We start from the raw sequence: 16,075 nt of genomic DNA on the forward strand, positions 1-16,075 counted from the left end.
GCGGGGTGCTCAGAGCCCGCGCAGCGCGCCGCCGTCCACCGGGACCATGACCCCGGTGAGGTAGGAGGCGGCGGGGGAGAGCAGGAAGGCGGCGACCTTGCCGAACTCCTCGGGGGTGCCGTAGCGGCCGAGCGGGATGTCGGCGCTGTGCCGGGCGCGGGCGGCCTCGGGGTCGCCGCCGAGGGCGTCGAGTTCGCGCACCCGGTCGGTGTCGATCCGGGCCGGCAGCAGGCCGACCACCCGGATGCCGCGCGGGCCGAGTTCGTCGGCGAGCGACTTGGCGGCCATCGCCAGGCCCGGGCGCAGCCCGTTGGAGATGCCGAGGCCGGCGATGGGCTGGCGGACCGAGCCGGAGAGCACGAAGCCGATCACCCCGCCCTCGCCGAGCGCCGCGGCGGCGGTGCGGGCGATCCGCAGGGCGCCGAGGAAGACCGACTCGAAGGCGCCCCGCCAGGCCTCCTCGGGGGCGGTGGCGACCGGGCCGGCCTGCGGTCCGCCGACGCTGATCAGCACGCCGTCCAGCCGGCCGAAGCGCTCGACGGCCGCCGTGACCAGCCGTTCGGCGGTCGCCGGGTCGGCGTTGTCGGCCACCAGTCCGTGCACCGCCCGCGGCCCCTCGCCGAGGGCGGCGAGTTCGGCGACGGCCGCGTCCACCGCCTCCGGGCTCCGGCCGGTGACCAGTACCCGGGCGCCGTCGGCGGCGAGCTCCCGGGCCGTGGCCAGGCCCAGCCCGCGGGTCGCGCCGGTGACCACGTACACCTTGTTCTGCAGTCCGAGATCCATGGGGGCCATCCTGCCGGGTCGGCCCGGACGGCGGGTAACGGGACCCGACGGCGCCGAGCGGGTGGTCCGTGGCACTGAACGACACCCAGCACTGAACGACACCCGGCACCGGACGACACCCGGCACCGACCGGCCCGCTCCGGCGCTGGCGTTGACGCCCGCGTCAAGGTCTACCGTCGTTCCCGGCGGCGTTCGAACGGCGGCCGGAAGGGCAGGGGCCGGACATGCGGATCGGTGAGCTGGCGAAGCGGGCGGGGACGACCACCCGGGCACTGCGGTACTACGAGCAGCTCGGGCTGCTCCCGGCCCGGCGGGCCGGCAACGGCTACCGCGCGTACGGCGAGGAGGACCTGCGGCTGCTGCGGCAGATCCGCACCCTGCAGGACTCCGGCTTCGGCCTGGAGGAGACCAGGCCGTTCGTCGAGTGCCTGCAGGCCGGGCACCCGCACGGCGACTCCTGCCCGGCCTCGCTGGAGGTCTACCGGAGGAAGCTGTCCGAGCTGGACGAGTGCATCGACCGGCTCCAGGAGGTCCGTGCCCGGGTGTCCGAGCAGTACGCCCGGGCCGAGCGGGAGCGCGACGCGCTCGCCGCGGGGGCCGCCACGGAGGCGCCGCAGTGCGAATGGGCCGCACCGGCGGCCCTCGACCGGGACGAGTGGGAGAAGAGGTAGGCCATGGTGCAGATCGCAGGGGTGGCGACGGTGACGGACGAGACCTTCGCCGCGGAGGTGCTGGCCGCAGAGGGGCCGGTGCTGGTGGACTTCACGGCGGACTGGTGCCCGCCGTGCCGGCAGATGGTGCCGGTGCTGGCGGAGATCGCCCGGGAGGAGGGGCACCGGCTGACCGTGGTCAGCGTGGACGTCGACCACAATCCGCAGACCCAGGCGGCCTACGGGGTGCTGTCGATGCCGACGCTGATGGTGTTCCGCGGCGGCGAGCCGGTGAAGTCGGTGGTCGGCGCCCGGGCCAAGGCCCGGCTGCTGCGCGACCTGGCGGACGTGCTCTGAGCGGACGTGCTCCGAGCGGACGTGCTCCGAGCGGACGGGCCCGGGCCGGAAACGGGCCCGGGCCCGGACGGGCTCAGGCGGGGACGGCGGCCGTCAGGCCCTCGGCCTCGGCGGCCTCCTTGCGGCGGTCCTTGGCCTCGCGCCGCGCCATCACCACGAAACCGACCGGGATCAGCGCGGTGAACAGCCACCACTGGATCGCGTACGCCATGTGCGGGCCGATGTCGGAGTGGTTGGGCTCGCGCAGCAGCTCGGGCTGGTCGGCCGGGGCCGGTTCGGTGGCGGTGAGCTCCAGGTAGCCGCCGAGCAGGGCGGCGCCGCTCTCCTTGGCCTGCTGGGCGCTGTTGATCAGGGTGAACTGCCGGTCCGGCAGGCCGGCCCGGTCCTTGACGCTCCCGGAGGCGGACTCGTCGGCCCGCAGCCGGCCGGTCAGGGTGACCTGGCCGGCCGGTGCGGCGGGGACGGCCGGGTACTCGGCGGCGGAGGTGCCGGAGGGCACCCAGCCGCGGTTGACCAGGACGCTCCCCTTGCCGTCGGCGAGCACCAGCGGGGTGACCACGAAGTAGCCGATCTTGTCCCCGCTGGAGTCGGTCCGCTTGCGGACCACGAACTCGTGCGCCGTGTCGTACTGCCCGGTGGCCGTCGCGGGGCGCCAGGTGAGGTCCTTGGGCACGGCGAACCCGGGCGTGGCCGACAGGGTGTCGTACGGCACGGGCTCGGCGGTCAGGGCCTGGGCGATCAGCTCGTTGCGGTCCACCCGTGCCTCGTGGCGGTGGAACTGCCAGAACCCCAGCCGGATGGTCGTGGGGACCAGCAGCACGGCGATCAACAGGGTGATCAGCCAGCGCCGGGAGAGCAGAAAACGGTACACATGGGCACGGTACGCCCTGTTCACAACCGGCTCATGCACCGGGGTGCGGGGCGACCTCGCGCAGCAGTTGGAGGAAGGCGTCCTCGCCGACCACCGGGGTGCCGACCTCGCGGGCCTTGCGGGCCTTGCCGCTCCAGCTGTCCGGCTCGTTGGTGACCAGCAGGCTGGTGAGCCGGCTCACGGAGGTGGCGATGTGCAGGCCGGCCTCGACGGCGCGGTCCTCCAGCAGCTCGCGGTCGGTGGCGGTGTCGCCGGTGAACGCCACCCGCATGCCCTGGACCAGCGGCTTGCCGTCCTCCCAGCGCCCGGGGTTCGGGTAGGGGCACGGCGGGCGCTTCTTGGCCTGCCGGTACGCGGCGCCGGTCCAGGAGCCGCGGGCGGGCGAGGAGGCCGCGTCCTCGCCGAGGTCGGTGACGGCCACGCAGGTCTGCAACGGCAGCGGGACGCCCCCCGAGCGGGCCAGCCGGAGGCTGGGGCGGAAGGCCTCGGCGAGCACCCGGGCGTCGTCCAGCGCGTTGTGCGCCTGGCGCTGGTGGACGCCGAAGTACGCGGCCAGCGAGGACAGCTTGCCGTTGGGCAGCGGCAGCCGCAGGTCGCGGGCCAGCACCATGGTGCACAGCCGCTGCTCGACCGGGGCGTGCAGGCCGGCCCGGGAGAACTCGCGGGAGATCATGTTCCAGTCGAAGAGCGCGTTGTGGGCGACCAGCACCCGGCCGCGCAGCCGCTCGGCGAACTCGTCGGCGATCTGCGGGAAGGTCGGGGCGCCGGCCAGCAGGTCGTCGGTCAGGCCGTGGATCCAGACCGGGCCCGGGTCGCGCTCCGGGTTGACCAGGGTGTACCAGTGGTCGACGACGTCGCCGTCCTCGTCCAGCCGGTAGACGCCCGCCGAGATCACCCGGTCCGTGCGGCCGAGGCCGGTGGTCTCGACGTCCACCACCGCGAAACCGCCGGCGGGGGCGGCGGAGCGCTGGGCCGGGACGGCCGCGGTCCGCGGCGCCGCTTCGGGGGTCTCGGGCTGGAAGGCGTACATGGTCCAACAGAATAAGGCCCTCCGGTGACCGCGGACGGCGGTTCGCCGCGACCCCGGGGTCGCCCGGAGGGTTGGGAGGGGCGCGCCGGAATAGAGTGGACGGTGCAGTCGTCGTACATCTGGTCGATTGTTTTCCGGTTGCCCGCACCACCCCGGCGGGCACCTCTGCGAAGGACGAAGCCCCATGCGCGCCACCGTCATCCACGGTCCCAACGACATCCGGATCGAGGAGGTGCCGGACCCGGCCGTCCGGCACCCGACCGACGCGGTGGTGCGGGTGGTGAACGCCTGCATCTGCGGCAGCGACCTGTGGGCGTACCGCGGTGTCTCCTCGCGGGTGGCCGGGCAGCGGATCGGGCACGAGTTCCTCGGCGTGGTGGAGGAGGCCGGCGCCGAGGTGCGCGGCTTCCGGCCCGGCGACCTGGTGGTGGCGCCGTTCGTCTGGTCGGACGGCACGTGCGACTTCTGTCGCGAGGGCCTGCAGACCTCCTGCCCGCACGGCGGCTTCTGGGGGCAGGTCGGCTCGGACGGCGGGCAGGGCGAGGCGGTGCGCGTCCCGTTCGCGGACGGCACCCTGGTGAAGCTGCCCAAGGAGGCGCAGGGCGACGAGAAGCTGCTGCCGGGGCTGCTGGCGCTCTCCGACGTGATGGCCACCGGCCACCACGCGGCGGTCTCGGCGCGGGTGCGGCCGGGCGCCACCGTCGCGGTGGTCGGCGACGGCGCGGTGGGCCTGTGCGGGGTGCTGGCCGCGCACCGGCTGGGCGCCGGGCGGATCATCGCGCTGGGCCGGCACACCGCCCGCACCGACCTGGCCCGCCGCTTCGGCGCGACGGACGTGGTGGCCGAGCGCGGCGAGGCGGCGGTCGAGGCGGTCCGGGAGCTGACCGGCGGGCAGGGCGCGCACGCCGTGCTGGAGGCGGTCGGCACCGAGGAGTCGATGCGCACCGCCGTGTCGATCGCCCGGGACGGCGGCGCCGTCGGCTACGTGGGCGTGCCGCACGGCGGCAGCGCGGGCGTGGACATCGGCCAGATGTTCGGCCGCAACGTCTCGCTCAACGGCGGCGTCGCGCCGGCCCGCGCCTACATCCCGGAGCTGCTGCCGGACGTCCTGTCCGGTGCCATCGAGCCGGGCCTGGTCTTCGACCGCACCGTCGACCTCGACGGCGTTCCGGACGGCTACCGGGCGATGGACGACCGTTCGGCCCTGAAGGTGCGGATCGCTTTCTGACGTACCGCTGTTGACGCGCCACCAGGGGTGGTCCGGTTCGCCGGGCCACCCCTTTGGTGTGCCCGGATAGGTGGTTTTCGATCGGGCGGTTACGGCGAAAGAGTGAATGTTTGACTGATCACGGTCAAACTCTTCCGAGTGAAGCGCGACCCTCCTAGCATTGCGCGGCGCCCATCCGGATTGTGACTTCGCTCACGTCCGATCGTTTCCACTGGTGCGACCGCTACGCCGAAGGAGTGAGGAGACAGAGTGGAATCGCCGCCGATCACCACCGCCCCCAGCGAAACCCAAGTCATCGAGGAGAGCGCGGAGTTCCGCACCCTGCGGCGCTCGTTCCGGAGCTTCGCCTTCCCCGTCACCATCGGTTTCGTGGTCTGGTACCTGCTCTACGTGCTGCTCTCCGGCTACGCCCCCGCCCTGATGGCCACCAAGGTCGTCGGGCACCTCAACATCGCCCTGGTCCTCGGGCTGCTGCAGTTCGTCTCCACCTTCGCCATCGCCGCCTGGTACGCGCGCTACGCCGACCGGAGGATCGACCCGAGCGCGGCCGCGATCCGCGAGGCGCGCGGTGCGGTTGTCCGCGCCCCCCGGGAGGCCGCCGAATGAACCTGCTCGCCAGCTCCGCCACCGATCACCGCGGCCTCACGATGACCCTGTTCGGGGTCTTCGTGCTCGCGACCCTCGGCATCACCGTCTGGGCCGGACGGCAGACCAAGGACGCCGCCGACTTCTACGCCGGCGGCCGCGCCTTCTCCGGCTTCCAGAACGGCCTCGCCATCTCCGGCGACTACATGTCCGCCGCCTCCTTCCTCGGCATCGCCGGCGCCATCGCGCTGTTCGGCTACGACGGCTTCCTCTACTCCATCGGCTTCCTGGTCGCCTGGCTGGTCGCACTGCTGCTGGTCGCCGAACCGCTGCGCAACTCCGGCCGCTACACCATGGCCGACGTGCTGGCCTTCCGGATGCGCCAGCGCCCGGTGCGCACCGCCGCCGGGATCTCCACCATCGTGGTGTCGATCTTCTACCTGCTCGCCCAGATGGTCGGGGCCGGCAGCCTGGTCGCCCTGCTCCTCGGGGTCAGCGGCGACGGCGCCAAGCGGTGGACGATCGTCGCGGTCGGCGCCCTGATGGTGCTCTACGTCGCCATAGGGGGCATGAAGGGCACCACCTGGGTGCAGATCGTCAAGGCGGTGCTGCTGATCGCCGGCACCGCGCTGATGACCGTGCTGGTGCTGGCCAAGTACCACTTCAACCTGTCCTCCCTGCTCGGCGCCGCCGCCGACGCCAGCGGCAAGGCCAACGCCTTCCTCGAACCGGGTCTCAAGTACGGCGCCACCGGCACCAGCAAGCTGGACTTCCTCAGCCTGGGCCTCGCCCTGGTGCTCGGCACCGCCGGCCTGCCGCACATCCTGGTCCGCTTCTACACCGTGCCCACCGCCAAGGCCGCCCGGAAGTCGGTGCTCTGGGCGATCGGCATCATCGGCGGCTTCTACCTGATGACCCTCGCGCTCGGCTTCGGCGCCGCCGCGCTGGTCGGCCCCAAGGCGATCAAGGCCGCCAACGCGGCCGGCAACACCGCCGCCCCGCAGCTCGCCGAGAAGCTCGGCGGCGGCGCGGGCACCACCGGCGGGGCGGTGCTGCTCGCGGTGATCTCCGCGGTCGCCTTCGCCACCATCCTCGCCGTCGTCGCCGGGCTCACCCTGGCCTCCTCGGCCTCCTTCGCCCACGACCTCTACGCGAACGTCATCCGGCGCGGCAAGGTCTCCGAGCGCGAGGAGGTGCACGTCGCCAAGTGGGCCGCCGCCGGGATCGGCGCGGTGGCGATCGTGCTCAGCCTGTTCGCCGACAAGCTCAACACCGCCGCGCTGGTCGCCCTGGCCTTCGCGGTGGCCGCCTCGGCGAACCTGCCCACCCTGCTGTACTCGCTGTTCTGGAAGCGGTTCAACACCGTCGGCGCGGTCAGCTCGGTCTACGCCGGACTGATCTCCTCGGTGGTGCTGGTGCTCTTCTCCCCGGTCGTCTCGGGCGCGAAGAACTCGCTCTTCCCGCACTCCGACTTCCACTGGTTCCCGCTGGAGAACCCCGGCCTGGTCTCCATCCCGGTCGGCTTCCTGGCCGGCTGGGTCGGCACCGTCCTCGCCCGCCGCGAGGCCGACCCGGCGAAGTACGCTGAACTGGAGGTCCGCTCGCTCACCGGGCTGGGCGCCCACTGACGGACAAACGATGACTAAGCTGGCCCGGCCCCGCCGTGACGGTGGCCGGGCCGGCCGCCTCCCGGCGGCGCCTCACTCGGGAAGGGACCGCCGTGCTGCTCGACACCTTCGGCCGCCGCGCCGTCGACCTGCGGGTCTCCCTCACCGACCGGTGCAACCTGCGCTGCACCTACTGCATGCCCGAGGAGGGCCTGCAGTGGCTGGCCAAGCCCGAGCTGCTCACCGACGAGGAGATCGTCCGGCTGGTGACCGTCGCCGTGCGCGACCTCGGCGTCCAGGAGGTCCGGTTCACCGGCGGCGAGCCGCTGCTGCGCCCGGGGCTGGTCGGCATCGTCGAGGCCTGCGCGGCCCTCGACCCGCGCCCGGAGCTCTCGCTCACCACCAATGGCATCGGCCTCGCCCGCACCGCGGCGGCGCTGCGCTCGGCCGGCCTGGACCGGGTCAACGTCTCGCTCGACACCCTCGACGAGGACACCTTCCACACCCTCACCCGGCGCCGCCGCCACCCGGACGTGCTGGCCGGCCTGGCCGCGGCCGAGGCCGCCGGGCTCACCCCGGTCAAGCTCAACGCGGTGCTGATGCGCGGCGTCAACGAGCACGAGGCGCCCGGGCTGCTCGCCTGGTGCCTGGAGCGCGGCTACGAACTGCGGTTCATCGAGCAGATGCCGCTGGACGCCCAGCACGGCTGGGACCGCTCCGCGATGATCACCGCCGAGGAGATCCTGGAGCGGCTGTCCGCCCGGTTCGCGCTCACCCCCGAGCCCTCCGCCACCCGCGGCGCGGCGCCGGCCGAACGCTGGCTGGTGGACGGCGGCCCGGCCCGGGTCGGCGTGATCGCCTCGGTGACCCGCCCGTTCTGCCGGGCCTGCGACCGCACCCGGCTCACCGCCGACGGCCAGGTCCGCAACTGCCTCTTCGCCACCGGCGAGACCGATCTGCGCACCGCCCTGCGCTCCGGCGCCGGCGACGCCGAGCTGGCCGAGCTGTGGCGCGCCGCGATGTGGGGCAAGAAGGCCGGCGCCGGCATCGACGACCCGGACTTCCACCAGCCCGTCCGCCCGATGTCGGCCATCGGCGGCTAGCCGGGGACGGGCTCCGGGGCTCAGTCCTCCTCGGGGGTCCACTCGGCGAAGCCGACGACCTCCTTGAGGAAGCCGCGCACGCCCAGGAACTGCGAGAGGTGCTCGCGGTGCTCGTCGCAGGCCAGCCAGGTCTTGCGGCGGTCCGGGGTGTGCAGCTTGGGGTTGTTCCAGACCAGCACCCAGACGGCGTCCGCGCGGCAGCCCTTGGCGGAGCAGATCGGGGTCTGCGGCTGGGGGGCGTCGGGCAGCAGCATCGTCGGTCGTCCTCGGCGGTCGGCGGGGCGTGGTCACCGCCAGTCTGTCACGCGCCCTGCTGAGAACCGCGAGCGAGCCCGAGCACGTGCGAGCGGCCCGGAGGCGAGCCGAACCCCGGACGGAGAGGGCTGCGGGCATGGCGACGCCGGGCAGCCACGGGGGGAGCCGCCCGGCGTCGGTCCGTCGCTCCGACGGGGGATGCGGAGCGCGTACGCAGTATGTCACGGCGTGGGGTGGGTATGGGGAGGTCTTGCATGATTAATCTGAGCTTCTTTTGAGCTTTCCAGCCGGGCAACGGGTGGATAGTGGCTCAAAACGGACGGTCAGCTCACGTCCTGTGAAGAATCCGTGGGCACACGCCCGGCCCCATCAGCACCCTGCGTCACATCCGCACCGCGGCCACCGGTGCCGCCCGGGCCCAGCATCAGCGGCGTGTCCGGCGGCACGTCGAACGTGGACGGCAGGCCCGGGGCCCGCTCCCGGCCCGCGTTGGCGAGCAGCACCGCGAAGTACGGCAGCAGCACCCCGCCCGCCAGCGCCGCGAACGCCAGCCACCGCTGGACGTCCCACAGCACCACCGCGAGCAGCACGCAGAGCGTCCGCAGCAGCATCGAGGCCACGTACCGGCGCTGCCGTCCTCGGACGTCCTCGCTGAGGCTGCTGCGGGCCCCCGTGATCCGGTAGACCTCGCCGTCGGCGCTCTTGCCCATGTCCCAAACCGCCCTCGTTCACGCACCCGCGCGCCTCGCCGCGCGGCCTCCTCACGGTACGCCGGGAGGCGGCCGCCGACGAGACCGGGTCCGCGGACATGCTCCTAATGGCCCTGGGAGAGGTACTCCGGGGGCACCGTGTCCGTCAGCCAGACCCCGTTGGCGCTCACCCGGAACTCGTGCCCCGCCGCCGCCATCGCGGCCGCGTCCACCAGGAGCACCACCGGCCGGCCGTGCCGGGCGCCCACCCGGGTCGCGGTCTCGGTGTCCGCCGAGAGGTGGACGTCCTGCCGGGCCATCGGGCGCAGGCCCTCCCGGAGGATCGCCGGCAGGCTCCGGGTCGCGGTGCCGTGGAACAGCACCGGCGGGGGCTCGGTGGCGGCCAGCCCGAGGTCGACCGCCACCGTGTGCCCCTGGCTGGCCCGGATCGAGCGGCCGTCCGGCGAGTAGGCGAAGCGGCGCTTGTTGTTGGTCGCCACCACGTGGTCCAGCTCGGCCCTGGTCAGCCGGGTGCCCCGGGCCGCCAGCGCGCCGAGCAGCACGTCCACCCCGACCCAGCCGGCCGGGTCCAGGGTGACCCCGACCCGGCCGGGGTCGTGCCGCAGGATGCGCGACAGCGTCTTGCTGGTCCTGACCACGCGCTTCTCGTCCATCGGCTCGATCCTCCCCCCGGTCGGCCAGGGCCTCAGGAGGCCTGGCTGACCGAACTCATGTTGAATCCCGGGACCCGGACCGGCGGCATCGCCGTCCGGGTGAACCAGTCGCTCCACTCGCGCGGCAGGCAGCGCTCCGTGCGGCCGACCTCGGTGATCCGGCCGAGCAGCTCCACCGGCGACTCGTTGAAGCGGAAGTTGTTGACCGCCCCGACCACCTCGCCGTTCTCCACCAGGTAGACGCCGTCCCGGGTCAGGCCGGTCAGCAGCAGGGTCGCCGGGTCCACCTCGCGGATGTACCAGAGGCAGGTGAGCAGCAGACCGCGCTCGGTGCGCGCGATCATCTCGTCCAGGGTCGGCGCGGCCTCCTGGCCGGCCGTCTCCAGGACGAGGTTGTCGACCGCCGGGCGCAGCGGCAGGCCGCCCAGCGCCGCCGAGTGCCGGCTGGTGACCAGGGAGGCCAGCTCGCCGTCCCGGATCCAGTCGGTGGCGGTCAGCGGCAGGCCGTTGTCGAACACCGACGCCTCGTCCTCGCTGGCGTGCGCCAGCACGAACGGCGCGGACTCCAGGCCCGGTTCGAGCGGGTCCGAGCGCAGCGTCAGCGGCAGACCGGTCAGCTTCTCGCCGATCCTGGTGCCTCCTCCGGGCCGGGAGAAGACCGTCCGGCCCTCGAAGGCGTCCCGGCCGCCGGACGACCAGGTCAGGTACACCATGAGGTCGGCGACGGCGGACGGCGGCAGCAGCGTCTCGTAGCGGCCGGCCGGCAGGTCGATCCGGCGCGCGCCCCAGCCCAGCCGCTTGGTCGCCTCGGCGTGCAGGGCGGTGACGTCCACGTCCGAGAAGTCCCGGGTGGCGGCGCCGACCCAGGCCGAGCCGGACAGGTCGGCGGTCTTGGCGTTCAGCTCGACCATGCCGGTCGGCTGGTCGTGGCGCAGCCGCAGGCCGGTGGAGGTGCCCAGGTAGCTGGTGACGACCTCGTGCCGGGCGAAGCCGTACAGCAGCTCGCCCTGCCCGGCGGCGCGGGCGAAGGCCCGGCCGAGGGCCGGTCCGAACTCCTCGAACACCTCGATGGAGGTCTCCCCGGGCGGCCGGGTGAAGTGCGGCGAGTTCGGCTGCTCGGCGGCGGTGACCAGCGGCTGCGCGTCCTCGGCCGGACCGGCCGCGCGGGCGGCCTCCTCGGCGGACCGGACCAGCTCCGCCACGTCGTCCGGTCCGACGGCCTCGCGGGAGACCACGCCGGAGGCGGTGCCCTCGGCGCCGGCCACCGTGGCGATCACGGTGAGCCGCCGGCCCCGGGTGACGCCGTTGGTGGTCAGCGCGTTGCCGGCCCAGCGCAGGTTGGCGGTCGACTCCTCGTCGGCGATCACCACGCAGCCGTCGGCGCGGGAGAGGCCGAGCGCCAGCTCGACGAGTTCGTGGGGCTGCATCGTCGCGGTCATCAGTGACCCGCCTCCTGCTGGGTGTTGAGCACGTTGACGTCGCGGAACAGCGCCGAGGGGCAGCCGTGGCTGACCGCGGCGACCTGGCCGGGCTGTGCCTTGCCGCAGTTGAAGGCGCCGCCCAGCACGTAGGTCTGCGGGCCGCCGACGGCCGCCATCGAGCCCCAGAAGTCGGTGGTCGTCGCCTGATAGGCGAAGTCCTTGACCTGGCCCGCGAGTTCGCCGTTCCTGATGGCGTAGGCGCGCTGCCCGGTGAACTGGAAGTTGTACCTCTGCATATCGATTGACCACGAACGGTCGCCGACGATGTAGAGGCCGTTCTCGACGCCCGCGAACAGGCCCTCGGTGGACGGGCCGCCCTCGACGGGCTGGAGCGAGACGTTGGCCATCCGCTGCACCGGGACGTGCCCGGGGGAGTCGGCGAAGGCGCAGCCGTTGGAGCGCTCGAAGCCCTTGAGCTTCGCCATGGCGCGGTCGAGCTGGTAGCCGACCAGGACGCCGTCCTTGACGAGGTCCCAGGACTGCGCGGCCACCCCCTCGTCGTCGTAGCCGATGGTGGACAGGCCGTGTTCGGCGGTGCGGTCACCGGTGACGTGCATCAGCTCGGAGCCGTACTTCAGCGAGCCGAGCTTGTCGAAGGTGGCGAAGGAGGTGCCCGCGTAGGCGGCCTCGTAGCCGAGGGCGCGGTCCAGCTCGGTGGCGTGGCCGATCGACTCGTGGATGGTCAGCCACAGGTTGGACGGGTCGATCACCAGGTCGTAGCGGCCCGGCTCGACGCTCGGCGCCTTCATCTTCTCGGCCAGGTGGACGGGCAGCTCGGCGAGCTCGGCGTCCCAGTCCCAGCCGGTCCCCGTCGGGCTCTGCCCATCGGGGGACGACCCCCGTACCCCCGTCAGATACTCCCAGCCGCGCCCGGCCGGCGGGGCCAGGGTGCGCATCGAGTCGAAGGCCCCGGTGCGCCCGTCCACCGAGGTGGCCTCCAGCACCGGGTGCAGCCGGATCCGCTGCTGGGTGGTGACGGTGCCGGCGGTGTCCGCGTAGAACTTGTTCTCCTGGACGGTCAGCAGGGTCGCCTGGACGTGCGAGACGCCCTCGGCGGCCAGCAGCCGGGTGCTCCACTCGGCGAGCAGCGCCGTCTTCTCGGCGTCCGGCACCTCGAAGGGGTTCACGTCGTACGCGGAGACCCAGGTGGCGTCCCGGTGCACCGGCTCCCCGGCGAGATCGACCCGCTGCGCCGACCCCGCGGCGCGGCTGATGCCGCCGGACAGCCGGGCCACCGCGACGGCCTGAGCGGCCACCCGGGCCGCCGCGTCCGGGGTGAGGTCGACCCCGGCGGCGAAGCCCCAGGCGCCGTCCAGCAGCACCCGGACGGCGAAGCCGAGCTGGACGCTGTCCGAGGTGCCGGCCGGCCGGGCGTCGCGCAGCCGCCAGGAGGCGCTGCGGACCCGCTCCAGGCGGAAGTCGGCGTGCGCGGCGCCGAGTTCGCGGGCCCGGGTGAGGGCGGCGTCGGCGAGCGCGTGCAACGGGTAGCCGAGGAAGAGCGGGTCGACGGCGCGCGGGGCACCGCCGCGGGACGGGGGCGTGCTGGTCGGGGGCAGCGGAGGCAATCGGGCTCCCTGGTCGGGCGGACGGCGGTTCGGACGCCCCCGAACGGCGAGGGGAGGCCCGAACCGCATCATTGCCCGTCAAAGGGGTTTCGGCCAGCGCATTTCCGGTGCGGCGGCCGGACGGCTAGCAGACGCCCTCCCACCAGCCGTCGAGCTCCGGCGGATTGTCGACGTCCACCCGCTCGCCGGGGCGCGGGACGGCCAGCGGCACGCCCCGCTCCTTGGCCGCCACCAGCAGCCGCTCGACGGGCTCGGCCCACGGGTGCAGGCCCAGGTTGAAGGTGCACCAGTGCACCGGGAGCAGCAGTCCGGCGTTCAGCTCCCGGTGGGCGAGGACGGCGTCCTCGGGCGTCATGTGGATGTCCGCCCAGGCCGGGTCGTAGGCGCCGACCTGGACCAGCGCGGCGTCGAACGGGCCGTGCTCGGCGCCGATCCGCGCGTAGCCCTCGAAGTAGCCGGAGTCGCCGGTGTAGTAGACCTTGCGGTTCGGCCCGGCGACCACCCAGGAGCCCCACAGGGTGGTGTTGCGGGTCAGGCCCCGGCCGGAGAAGTGGTGGGCGGCGGTCAGGGTGAGTGCCAGGTCGCCGAGCGTGCAGGTCTCGTCCCAGTCCAGCTCGATGATCCGGTGCTCGGGCACGCCCCAGCGGCGCAGGTGGGCGCCGATGCCGAGCGGCACCGCGAACGGCGCGGACTGGCTGCGCACCAGCCGCCGGACCGTCGCCATGTCCAGGTGGTCGTAGTGGTCGTGCGAGATGAGCACCGCGTCCACCTGCGGCAGTTCCTCCAGCTCCACCGGCACCGGGTGCAGCCGGCGCGGGCCGATCTGCGCGGCGGGGGAGCAGCGCTCGCTCCAGATCGGGTCGAGCAGGACCCGGGAGCCCTCGATCTCGACCAGCGCCGAGGCGTGCCCGTACCAGGTGACCGCCACGCCCTCGGCGGCGGCGTCCGCGCCGTCGGCCGGGCGGACGGTGGGCACCGGGCGGCCCGGCGTGCGGCCGTCGCGCTGGAACAGCACCCGGCGTACCGTGTCCGGGTCGATGCCGGACGGTGCGGGCGTCCGGGCCAGCTCGGAGGGCGCGTTGTGGAAGACGCCGTCGCGGTACTGGGGGGAGTTGCGCAGGCGCTCCTCCCGCTCGCCGTCCGGCCGGCGGCCGAACGCCGCCGGGAGGTCGCGCAGCGCCCAGGCGACCGCTCCCGCACCGGCCGCCAGCGCGGCCAGCGCCACCAGTCGTCCGCGTCGATGGGTGGTCCCGGCCCGTGCCTCGCTCATTCCGCGTTCCGCCTCCGCTCGTCACCGGGGCCCTGTCCGGCTGCGGGCCGTGGTCGGCCCCGGTGCGGCGGCCCCGGCATCGTGCCGCACCAGGGGGCACAACGGGCGTGCCCCGCCGCCGGGTTCCCGAACGGGCCACTCAGTGGACACGACAATCCGGTGTGCGGCGGTGGGCGAATCGCGCGAAAACCGGCCGGACACGGATTGTCGGGTACCGACAGTTCCATCGGTGCGGCGCTGTGGGAGACCGATTCGCCGCCGCGGCGCGGCGACCGATAGCGTCGCATCGCGTACCTCGTTGCGACGTACGCGGACATCACGGAGTGGTACGCGGGCATCACGGCGTGCGCACACACAGGAGAGAGGTGGATCGTTGAGCCGCTCGGTTCTCGTCACCGGAGGCAACCGGGGCATCGGCCTCGCGATCGCCCAGGCCTTCGCCGAGGCGGGCGACAAGGTCGCCATCACCAGCCGGTCGGGTGAGGTCCCCGAGCAGCTGGCCAAGTACGACGTGCTCGCGGTGCGCTGCGACATCACCGACAGCGCCCAGGTGGACGCCGCGCTGACCGAGGTGGAGTCGGCGCACGGCGCCGTCGAGGTGCTGGTCGCCAACGCCGGCATCACCCACGACACCCTGCTGCTGCGGATGTCGGAGGAGGCGTTCACGTCCGTCCTGGACACCAACCTCACCGGCACCTTCCGCGTGGTCAAGCGCGCGTCCAAGCTGATGATGCGCGCCCGCAAGGGCCGCATCGTGCTGATCTCCTCGGTCGTCGGCCTCTCCGGTTCCCCGGGCCAGGCCAACTACGCCGCGTCGAAGGCGGGCCTGGTCGGCTTCGCCCGTTCGCTGGCCCGCGAGCTGGGGCCGCGCAACATCACCGTCAACGTGGTCGCCCCCGGCTTCGTGGACACCGACATGACCGCGGTGCTCAGCGACGAGCGCCGCGCGGAGATCGTCGCCGACGTGCCGCTGGGCCGTTACGCGGCGCCCGCCGAGGTCGCTTCCACCGTGCGGTTCCTCGGTTCGGACGAGGCCGCGTACATCACCGGAGCCGTCATTCCCGTCGACGGCGGATTGGGCATGGGTCACTGACATGAGCGGAATCCTCGAGGGCAAGCGCATCCTGATCACCGGTGTGCTGTTGGAGTCCTCCATCGCCTTCCACGCCGCCAAGCTGGCCCAGGAGCAGGGCGCCGAGGTCATCCTGACCGCCTTCCCGCGGCCGAGCCTGACCGAGCGCGTCGCCAAGAAGCTGCCGCACCCGGTCAAGGTCCTGGAGCTGGACGTCTCCAACGAGGAGCACCTGGCAAACATCGCCGACCAGGTGCGCGAGCACCTGCCGAGCCTGGACGGCATCGTCCACTCGATCGGCTTCGCCCCGCAGGACGCCCTGGGCGGCAACTTCCTGAACACGCCGTGGGAGTCCGTGGCCACCGCCATGAACGTCTCGGCGTTCTCGCTGAAGTCGCTGACCATGGCGCTGCTGCCGCTGATGCGGGACGGCGGCGCGGTCGTCGGCCTCACCTTCGACGCGCAGTTCGCCTGGCCGCAGTACGACTGGATGGGCCCGGCGAAGGCCGCCCTGGAGTCCACCAACCGCTACCTGGCGCGCTACCTGGGCGAGCGGGACATCCGCTGCAACCTGGTCTCGGCCGGCCCGCTCGGCTCGATGGCCGCCAAGTCCATCCCGGGCTTCGGCGACCTGGCCGCCACCTGGGACACCCGCTCGCCGATGAAGTGGGACCTGAACGACCCGGAGCCGGCCGGCCGCGGCATCGTCGCCCTGCTGTCGGACTGGTTCCCGAAGACCACCGGCGAGATCGTCCACGTCGACGGTGGCCTGCACGCCATCGGCGCCTGACGCCTCCCGCGAACGCCGCTGCCCGGCACCCCTCCCGAGGAGGAGGGGTTCCGGGCAGCGGCGTT

Annotated in this window: 17 protein-coding genes; 8 read left to right on the forward strand and 9 right to left on the reverse strand. The window is 73.4% G+C overall.

What is annotated here, in order from left to right; genetic code table 11:
* Positions 1–9: 9 nt before the first annotated feature.
* On the reverse strand, positions 10–783 hold the full coding sequence (locus ABT093_RS29105) for an SDR family NAD(P)-dependent oxidoreductase (protein WP_350569500.1): 774 nt from the start codon (positions 781–783) through the stop codon (positions 10–12).
* Positions 784–1,007: 224 nt separating this feature from the next.
* On the opposite strand from ABT093_RS29105, the gene ABT093_RS29110 reads away from it, so the two are divergent.
* Both ABT093_RS29110 and trxA read left to right on the forward strand, forming a co-directional pair.
* Positions 1,008–1,454, forward strand: a complete 447-nt coding sequence (locus tag ABT093_RS29110) for a MerR family transcriptional regulator (RefSeq protein ID WP_350569502.1) — start codon at positions 1,008–1,010, stop codon at positions 1,452–1,454.
* Positions 1,455–1,457: 3 nt separating this feature from the next.
* Positions 1,458–1,790, forward strand: a complete 333-nt coding sequence (gene trxA, locus ABT093_RS29115) for a thioredoxin (RefSeq protein WP_350569504.1) — start codon at positions 1,458–1,460, stop codon at positions 1,788–1,790.
* A 73-nt stretch (positions 1,791–1,863) separates the two neighbouring features.
* Here trxA and ABT093_RS29120 read toward each other — a convergent pair whose 3' ends face one another.
* Together ABT093_RS29120 and ABT093_RS29125 are read right to left on the reverse strand one after the other, a co-directional pair.
* Positions 1,864–2,661, reverse strand: a complete 798-nt coding sequence (locus tag ABT093_RS29120; protein WP_350569505.1) for an SURF1 family cytochrome oxidase biogenesis protein — start codon at positions 2,659–2,661, stop codon at positions 1,864–1,866.
* A gap of 31 nt (positions 2,662–2,692) precedes the next feature.
* A complete protein-coding gene (locus ABT093_RS29125; RefSeq protein WP_350569506.1) occupies positions 2,693–3,691 on the reverse strand; it encodes a DEDDh family exonuclease in 999 nt (332 codons plus the stop codon).
* 184 nt (positions 3,692–3,875) lie between these two features.
* Between ABT093_RS29125 and ABT093_RS29130 the strand changes: the two genes are divergently transcribed.
* The 4 genes from ABT093_RS29130 to moaA all read left to right on the forward strand — a co-directional run bounded on the left by ABT093_RS29130 (position 3,876) and on the right by moaA (position 8,214).
* Positions 3,876–4,919 (forward strand): zinc-dependent alcohol dehydrogenase family protein, encoded by a 1,044-nt coding sequence (locus ABT093_RS29130; RefSeq protein ID WP_350569507.1) that lies wholly within the window; start codon positions 3,876–3,878, stop codon positions 4,917–4,919.
* 249 nt (positions 4,920–5,168) lie between these two features.
* On the forward strand, positions 5,169–5,525 hold the full coding sequence (locus tag ABT093_RS29135) for a DUF485 domain-containing protein (RefSeq protein ID WP_350569509.1): 357 nt from the start codon (positions 5,169–5,171) through the stop codon (positions 5,523–5,525).
* A complete protein-coding gene (locus ABT093_RS29140) occupies positions 5,522–7,132 on the forward strand; it encodes a monocarboxylic acid transporter (RefSeq protein WP_350569510.1) in 1,611 nt (536 codons plus the stop codon). The genes ABT093_RS29135 and ABT093_RS29140 overlap by 4 nt, the downstream gene beginning before the upstream one ends.
* A gap of 92 nt (positions 7,133–7,224) precedes the next feature.
* Positions 7,225–8,214, forward strand: coding sequence for a GTP 3',8-cyclase MoaA (moaA, locus tag ABT093_RS29145; protein ID WP_350569511.1), 990 nt, complete (start codon positions 7,225–7,227; stop codon positions 8,212–8,214).
* Positions 8,215–8,234: 20 nt separating this feature from the next.
* On the opposite strand, the gene ABT093_RS29150 is transcribed toward moaA, so the two are convergent.
* The 6 genes from ABT093_RS29150 to ABT093_RS29175 form a co-directional block, all read right to left on the reverse strand.
* Complete coding sequence (locus ABT093_RS29150) at positions 8,235–8,468, reverse strand: hypothetical protein (RefSeq protein WP_350569513.1); 234 nt, start codon at positions 8,466–8,468, stop codon at positions 8,235–8,237.
* 324 nt (positions 8,469–8,792) lie between these two features.
* Positions 8,793–9,179: a DUF3099 domain-containing protein gene (locus ABT093_RS29155; protein ID WP_350569515.1), complete on the reverse strand. Its 387-nt coding sequence runs from the start codon at positions 9,177–9,179 to the stop codon at positions 8,793–8,795.
* Positions 9,180–9,283: 104 nt separating this feature from the next.
* Positions 9,284–9,832: an RNA 2'-phosphotransferase gene (locus tag ABT093_RS29160; protein ID WP_350569517.1), complete on the reverse strand. Its 549-nt coding sequence runs from the start codon at positions 9,830–9,832 to the stop codon at positions 9,284–9,286.
* A gap of 32 nt (positions 9,833–9,864) precedes the next feature.
* Positions 9,865–11,271, reverse strand: coding sequence for a metallopeptidase TldD-related protein (locus ABT093_RS29165; protein ID WP_350569519.1), 1,407 nt, complete (start codon positions 11,269–11,271; stop codon positions 9,865–9,867).
* Entirely contained in the window at positions 11,271–12,869 is a 1,599-nt protein-coding gene (locus ABT093_RS29170; protein WP_350569554.1) for a TldD/PmbA family protein, read from the reverse strand. Before ABT093_RS29170 ends, ABT093_RS29165 begins: the two co-directional genes overlap by 1 nt.
* Positions 12,870–13,002: 133 nt before the next feature.
* Entirely contained in the window at positions 13,003–14,148 is a 1,146-nt protein-coding gene (locus ABT093_RS29175; protein WP_350569521.1) for an MBL fold metallo-hydrolase, read from the reverse strand.
* Positions 14,149–14,521: 373 nt separating this feature from the next.
* On the opposite strand from ABT093_RS29175, the gene fabG reads away from it, so the two are divergent.
* Both fabG and fabI read left to right on the forward strand, forming a co-directional pair.
* The gene (gene fabG, locus ABT093_RS29180) at positions 14,522–15,241 is read left to right on the forward strand and encodes a 3-oxoacyl-[acyl-carrier-protein] reductase (RefSeq protein WP_350569523.1); all 720 of its coding nucleotides are present in this window, start codon (positions 14,522–14,524) and stop codon (positions 15,239–15,241) included.
* Between the two features lies 1 nt (position 15,242).
* Positions 15,243–16,010: an enoyl-ACP reductase FabI gene (fabI, locus tag ABT093_RS29185; protein ID WP_350569525.1), complete on the forward strand. Its 768-nt coding sequence runs from the start codon at positions 15,243–15,245 to the stop codon at positions 16,008–16,010.
* The last annotated feature ends 65 nt before the right edge of the window (positions 16,011–16,075 follow it).

This window comes from Kitasatospora sp. NPDC002551 (assembly GCF_040296005.1).
In the GTDB taxonomy this organism is placed as follows: domain Bacteria; phylum Actinomycetota; class Actinomycetes; order Streptomycetales; family Streptomycetaceae; genus Kitasatospora.

Coding starts and splice junctions, on each gene's coding strand:
- ABT093_RS29125 (WP_350569506.1), bottom strand. CDS start 3,691: ATGTACGCCTTCCAGCCCGAGACCCCCGAAGCGGCGCCGCGGACCGCG.
- ABT093_RS29150 (WP_350569513.1), bottom strand. CDS start 8,468: ATGCTGCTGCCCGACGCCCCCCAGCCGCAGACCCCGATCTGCTCCGCC.
- ABT093_RS29160 (WP_350569517.1), bottom strand. CDS start 9,832: ATGGACGAGAAGCGCGTGGTCAGGACCAGCAAGACGCTGTCGCGCATC.
- fabI (WP_350569525.1), top strand. CDS start 15,243: ATGAGCGGAATCCTCGAGGGCAAGCGCATCCTGATCACCGGTGTGCTG.
- ABT093_RS29155 (WP_350569515.1), bottom strand. CDS start 9,179: ATGGGCAAGAGCGCCGACGGCGAGGTCTACCGGATCACGGGGGCCCGC.
- ABT093_RS29140 (WP_350569510.1), top strand. CDS start 5,522: ATGAACCTGCTCGCCAGCTCCGCCACCGATCACCGCGGCCTCACGATG.
- ABT093_RS29165 (WP_350569519.1), bottom strand. CDS start 11,271: ATGACCGCGACGATGCAGCCCCACGAACTCGTCGAGCTGGCGCTCGGC.
- ABT093_RS29130 (WP_350569507.1), top strand. CDS start 3,876: ATGCGCGCCACCGTCATCCACGGTCCCAACGACATCCGGATCGAGGAG.
- ABT093_RS29110 (WP_350569502.1), top strand. CDS start 1,008: ATGCGGATCGGTGAGCTGGCGAAGCGGGCGGGGACGACCACCCGGGCA.
- ABT093_RS29175 (WP_350569521.1), bottom strand. CDS start 14,148: ATGAGCGAGGCACGGGCCGGGACCACCCATCGACGCGGACGACTGGTG.
- trxA (WP_350569504.1), top strand. CDS start 1,458: ATGGTGCAGATCGCAGGGGTGGCGACGGTGACGGACGAGACCTTCGCC.
- ABT093_RS29105 (WP_350569500.1), bottom strand. CDS start 783: ATGGATCTCGGACTGCAGAACAAGGTGTACGTGGTCACCGGCGCGACC.